This is a genomic window from Hydrogenophaga sp. (assembly GCF_041633695.1).
Classification (GTDB): Bacteria; Pseudomonadota; Gammaproteobacteria; order Burkholderiales; family Burkholderiaceae_C; genus Hydrogenophaga.
The window spans coordinates 1-4,701 of record NZ_JBFJMY010000330.1; the positions used below are offsets into that span (position 1 = coordinate 1).

Consider the following 4,701-nt stretch of genomic DNA (forward strand, 5'->3'; position numbering starts at 1 on the left):
AGCCGGGCCAACTGCTGGTGTTTGGCGACGACCGCGACGCGCTGCTGCACGCGCGCACCGCGGCCACCGTGATGCTGTTTGGCGGTGAGCCGCTGGGCGAGCGCCACCTGTTCTGGAACTTCGTGTCGTCGCGCAAGGACCGCATCGAACAGGCCAAGACCGACTGGAAAGCGGGCCGCTTTCCCATGCCACCGGACGACGCAGAGGAATTCATCCCGCTGCCCGGCTGAACCCCGGGCTCGGGGGGCCAGCGCCCCGGGCCGCCCGAAGCGCGTCACAATGGCCCGAGATTTCCACCCGCCATTTGTGACACACCGCTCCCGCGTACCCACCACCCCACCGCCCCGCATGGCCTTGTTCGACAAACTCTTTGGACCCCGGCGCGAACGCCAAGGCCCGGAATCGCTTCTGCCGGCCGAACGCGAAGCCGCCGTGAAAGACTCCACCAGCGCGCGCGACGCCGCCCGCTTGCTGCGCGCGCCCACCGCGTTGATGCAGCTCAGCGAAGCCGAGGCAAGCACTGTGGTCGGCTTCATGCGCCCCTGGTTGTACCGCGTGGGCGACGTCATCATCCGCCAGGGCGACGCGTCCGACACCGGCTTCATGGTGCTGGTGCTCAGCGGTGAAATCACGGTCGAAAGCCTGGTGGCCAGCCGCACCAGTCCCATCACCGTCAACGTGCTCGGGCCGGGCAGCCTGATCGGGGAAGTGGCGCTGGTAGACGGCGCGGCGCGCTCGGCCTCTTGCACCGCCAGCACCGAAGTGCGCTGCGCCGTGCTCACCCGCGAAGCGCTGGAAACCCTGATCCGCGAACAACCCACCACCGCCGCCACACTCATGACCGCCGTGGCCCAGCGCCTGGCCGAGCGGCTGCGCGAGAGCGGCGACAAGATCAAGCTCTACAGCCAGCTGGTGCAGACCCTGCAGCAAGAAATCGAAGCCCTGGCTCCCACACCCGCGCGCTACCGCTGAAGCGCGCGCCTGGCCGCACAAGCGGTTAGCCGAACGGCGTCGTCTGCTACGCCCGCCAGCGCAGCGCGCCACTCATCTCAAACGCTTGACCCACGACCCCATGGGTCTCAGCGGCGCATGGGCGATCAACGCCCGATGGCGTCCACACAGCCTACTTTTCGGCCGGCATGCGGAATTCTTCGAATACTTTTTATTACATTATGATGCGCTTGGCGGCGCCAAGCAGGCCCGCCATTTCACAAACACCCAGGGAGAAAGCCATGAAAAAACTCATTTCAATAGCGTGTGTCAGCGTACTTTTGGCCGCTTGCGGTGGCGGTGGCGACGACACCGCGGCGCCTGCTGCGGGCCCGACTGCAGAAGGGTTCTGGGGCGGAACCGCGTCTTCCGGCGCCGAAGTGTTTCTGGCCATTCTTGAAAACGGCGAGACCTGGGGTGCCTACACGTCGGGCGATTCGATCGCCGGGGCCTTGTACGGCAACACCACATCCAGTGGCGGAAAGCTCTCTGGTTCAGGCCGGGACTTCAACATCCCTTCACGCACCGTCACCACCGCGAGCTACAGCGGCAGCTTTACGGCCAAAACCAGCATCAGCCTGAGCGCCAGCGGCACGACCTTGAACGGCACCTACGACAGCGACTACGACACTGCACCTTCGTTGGCTGCGCTGACCGGTAGCTACAGCGGAAGTGGCGTATCGGGCAACAGCTCGGTCCAATCCATTACCGTGACCATCTCACCAGCAGGCGCCGTGTCCACACCCGGCTCCATGGGATGTTCGGCCGCCGGAACCGTCGCGCCGCGCCCCAGTGGCAAGAACATTTTCAACGTCTCCATGACCTTCACCGGCAGCAGCTGCGCGCTGGGCAACGGTACCCAGACCAACGGCATCGCGGTGTACGACCCGGAGTCGCAAAAGGTACTGGTCCTTGCGATGAACAGCGCCAAGTCCGACGGCTATATCTACTTCGGCGGCAAAACCAAGTAAGCCAACAAGGCGCTCAGACCCGCCATGGGCTGGGCGCCTGTCGCTATTCAGGCCGCTTCTTTGTAGAACACATTCTTGCCCAGGGTGCGCGGCGTCTGCGGCGACACGCTCTGGGCAATCGCTTCGATGTGCTGCGGCGTGGTGCCACAGCAGCCGCCCACGATGTTCACCAGGCCTTCTGCAGCGAACTCGCGCAGCAGGCGGCTGGTCACGTCCGGCGTTTCGTCGAAGCCGGTGTCGCTCATGGGGTTGGGCAGGCCGGCGTTGGGGTAGCAGCTGATGAAGGTATCGCCCGCGACCTTGGCCAGTTCCTGGATGTAGGGGCGCATCAGCGTGGCGCCCAGGGCGCAGTTCAGGCCCACGGCCAGCGGTTCGATGTGGCGCACGCTGGCCCAGAAGGCGGTGACGGTCTGACCGCTCAGAATGCGGCCCGAAGCGTCGGTCACGGTGCCGCTGATGATCACCGGCAAGCGCTCGCCGGTGTTTTCAAAATACTCGTCGATGGCGAACAGCGCGGCCTTGGCGTTGAGCGTGTCAAAAATGGTTTCGACCAGCAGCACGTCGGAGCCACCCTCCACCAGCCCCTCTATCTGTTCGTAATACGCGGCGCGCAATTGTTCAAACGTGACGTTGCGCAGGCTGGCGTCGTTCACGTCGGGGCTGATGCTCGCCGTTTTGGGCGTGGGGCCCAAGGCGCCGCAAACGAAGCGCGGCTTGTCCGGCGTGGAATATTTGTCGCAGGCTTCGCGGGCGAGGCGGGCCGAGGCCACGTTCATCTCGCGGGCGAGGTTGGCCATGTCGTAATCGTCTTGCGCAATCGTGGTCGCGCCAAAGGTGTTGGTCTCGACCAGATCGGCGCCCGCGGCCAGGTAACTTTCGTGGATGTCGCGGATCACGTCGGGCCGGGTCAGGCTCAGCAACTCGTTGTTGCCCTTCACGTCTTTGTGGAAGTCCTTGAAGCGCTCGCCCCGGTAGGCCGCTTCGTCCAGCTTGAAGCGCTGGATCATGGTGCCCATGGCGCCATCGAGGATGGCGATGCGGTTCTTGAGGATTTCAGGCAGTGCCTGGGCGCGGGTGTAGGTTGGAGCGGTCATGGTGTGGATTGTAGGAAGTCCGCAAAGGGATGTGGACCTCCATGGCCTTTGCCCTCTGCTCGTGCCGCGCATTTTCCGGCCTCGCTCAGCCTTTGGAGCGCCCTACCGATTCGACCTCTTCATACCGATTTGTTCACACCGGGCGCGGTGCGTCCATCGGCGCGTGCACCGCCATGAGTTTCACCACCCAGTCGATGAACGCCCGCAGCCTGGCGCTGACATGCCGGTTGGCGGGGAACACCACGTACATCGGCATGGCCTCGACGTGCCACCCCTCCAACAGCGGCACCAGCTCGCCGCTGGCGAGGTGCGCCTCGGCCATGTAGCAGGGCAGACACAGCACACCCATGCCCACCAGCCCGGCGGCGAGGTAGGCATTGCCGTCGTCCACCGCGACCACATAGCGGCCTTGCACTTCCAGCCGCTCACCGCCGCGCTGCATGACCATGGGGGCCGCCTTGCCGTTGCGCGCGCGCAGAAAACCCACGCTGCGGTGGTGGGTGTTCTCCAGATCGCTCGGGTGGGCAGGCGCACCGGCGCGCGCCAGATAGCTGGGCGCGGCGTAAACGCCAAACGGCAGTTCGCCCACCCGCCGGGCCATCAGCGAAGAGTCGGCGAGTTCACCGCCGCGCAAGACGCAATCGACGTTGTCGCCGATCACATTCACCACGCGATCGCTCACGCCCATGTCCAGCTGGATGTCGGGATAGCGGGCGTGGAACGCCGGTAGCGCAGGCACCAGAATCAGCCGGGCCATCGGGCTGGGCACGTCCACCCGAAGGCGGCCCTTGGGCGCGGTCGATGCGCCGGACAGGCTGGTGTCGGCGTCTTCCAGATCGGCCAGCAAGCGCACCACGCGCTCGTAGTAGGCCGCCCCGTCTTCGGTCACGCGCACCGTGCGGGTGGTTCGGTGCAGCAACTTCACGCGCAGGCGTGCCTCCAGTTGCTGCACCAGTTGGGTGGCGGTGGTCCGGCTCATCTGCAGCGTCTGCGCGGCCTTGGTGAAGCTGCCGGCTTCCACCACGCGCGCAAAGGTTTGCATCGCATCAAAACGGTCCATCTCAACTCCTGACTGCGGGCAGATTGTTTGGCTTGCCCAAACAGTCATTGTGCGATGGGCCTGTTTATCTTCCTGCGCCGGGCACCTAAAGTCCCTGCACTGCGGCGGGTGCCGGCACGCCGTGCCGTCCCTTCCCTGCGTTTCACCCCCTGTTGTTGTTCAAGAAATAAGGACCCCCATGTCTGCACGCGATGTTGTTTTTCCCGCCGGGCGCCAGGCGCTGTATGAAAAGAACCGGTATTCGCCAGCGATCCGCTCCAACGGCTTTCTGTTCGTTTCCGGCCAGGTGGGCAGCCGCCCCGATGGCTCGCCCGAACCCGATCTGGAGGCGCAGGTGACACTCGCCTTCGCCAACCTCAACGCCATCCTGGAAGCCGCTGGTTGTACGTTTAAGGATGTGGTCGATGTGACCGTGTTCATCGTCGACCCCGAATCGAAATTCGAACGCATCTGGAACGTGGTCGGCGAAAACTGGGGCGATGCCCCCTACCCGACCCTGACCGGTATTGGCGTGACCTGGCTGTATGGCTTCGACTTTGAAATCAAGGTGATCGCCAAAATCCCGGAGAGCGCCGTGGGCTGATCG

The 4,701-nt window shown here is 64.6% G+C and carries 6 protein-coding genes; 4 read left to right on the top strand and 2 right to left on the bottom strand.

Annotated elements, in window-relative coordinates; genetic code table 11:
* From ABYB95_RS17205 to ABYB95_RS17215, 3 genes are all read left to right on the top strand, one after another.
* On the top strand, window positions 1–230 hold a 230-nt coding region (locus ABYB95_RS17205), incomplete at its 5' end, for a pirin-like C-terminal cupin domain-containing protein (protein WP_372659779.1).
* Window positions 231–306: 76 nt separating this feature from the next.
* The gene (locus ABYB95_RS17210; protein WP_372659780.1) at window positions 307–972 is read left to right on the top strand and encodes a cyclic nucleotide-binding domain-containing protein; all 666 of its coding nucleotides are present in this window, start codon (window positions 307–309) and stop codon (window positions 970–972) included.
* A gap of 260 nt (window positions 973–1,232) precedes the next feature.
* Window positions 1,233–1,961, top strand: a complete 729-nt coding sequence (locus tag ABYB95_RS17215; RefSeq protein WP_372659781.1) for a hypothetical protein — start codon at window positions 1,233–1,235, stop codon at window positions 1,959–1,961.
* Between the two features lie 47 nt (window positions 1,962–2,008).
* Here the strand turns inward: ABYB95_RS17215 and ABYB95_RS17220 are convergent, their stop codons facing one another.
* Window positions 2,009–3,055, bottom strand: a complete 1,047-nt coding sequence (locus ABYB95_RS17220; RefSeq protein WP_372659782.1) for a homocysteine S-methyltransferase family protein — start codon at window positions 3,053–3,055, stop codon at window positions 2,009–2,011.
* A 133-nt stretch (window positions 3,056–3,188) separates the two neighbouring features.
* Window positions 3,189–4,115: a LysR substrate-binding domain-containing protein gene (locus ABYB95_RS17225; RefSeq protein WP_372659783.1), complete on the bottom strand. Its 927-nt coding sequence runs from the start codon at window positions 4,113–4,115 to the stop codon at window positions 3,189–3,191.
* Window positions 4,116–4,293: 178 nt separating this feature from the next.
* Here ABYB95_RS17225 and ABYB95_RS17230 point away from each other — a divergent pair, with 178 nt between their 5' ends.
* Window positions 4,294–4,698 carry a RidA family protein gene (locus ABYB95_RS17230; protein WP_372659784.1) on the top strand — a complete coding sequence of 135 codons (405 nt, stop codon included), beginning with the start codon at window positions 4,294–4,296 and terminating at the stop codon, window positions 4,696–4,698.
* Window positions 4,699–4,701 lie beyond the last annotated feature (3 nt).

Coding starts and splice junctions, on each gene's coding strand:
- ABYB95_RS17225 (WP_372659783.1), bottom strand. CDS start 4,115: ATGGACCGTTTTGATGCGATGCAAACCTTTGCGCGCGTGGTGGAAGCC.
- ABYB95_RS17215 (WP_372659781.1), top strand. CDS start 1,233: ATGAAAAAACTCATTTCAATAGCGTGTGTCAGCGTACTTTTGGCCGCT.
- ABYB95_RS17220 (WP_372659782.1), bottom strand. CDS start 3,055: ATGACCGCTCCAACCTACACCCGCGCCCAGGCACTGCCTGAAATCCTC.
- ABYB95_RS17230 (WP_372659784.1), top strand. CDS start 4,294: ATGTCTGCACGCGATGTTGTTTTTCCCGCCGGGCGCCAGGCGCTGTAT.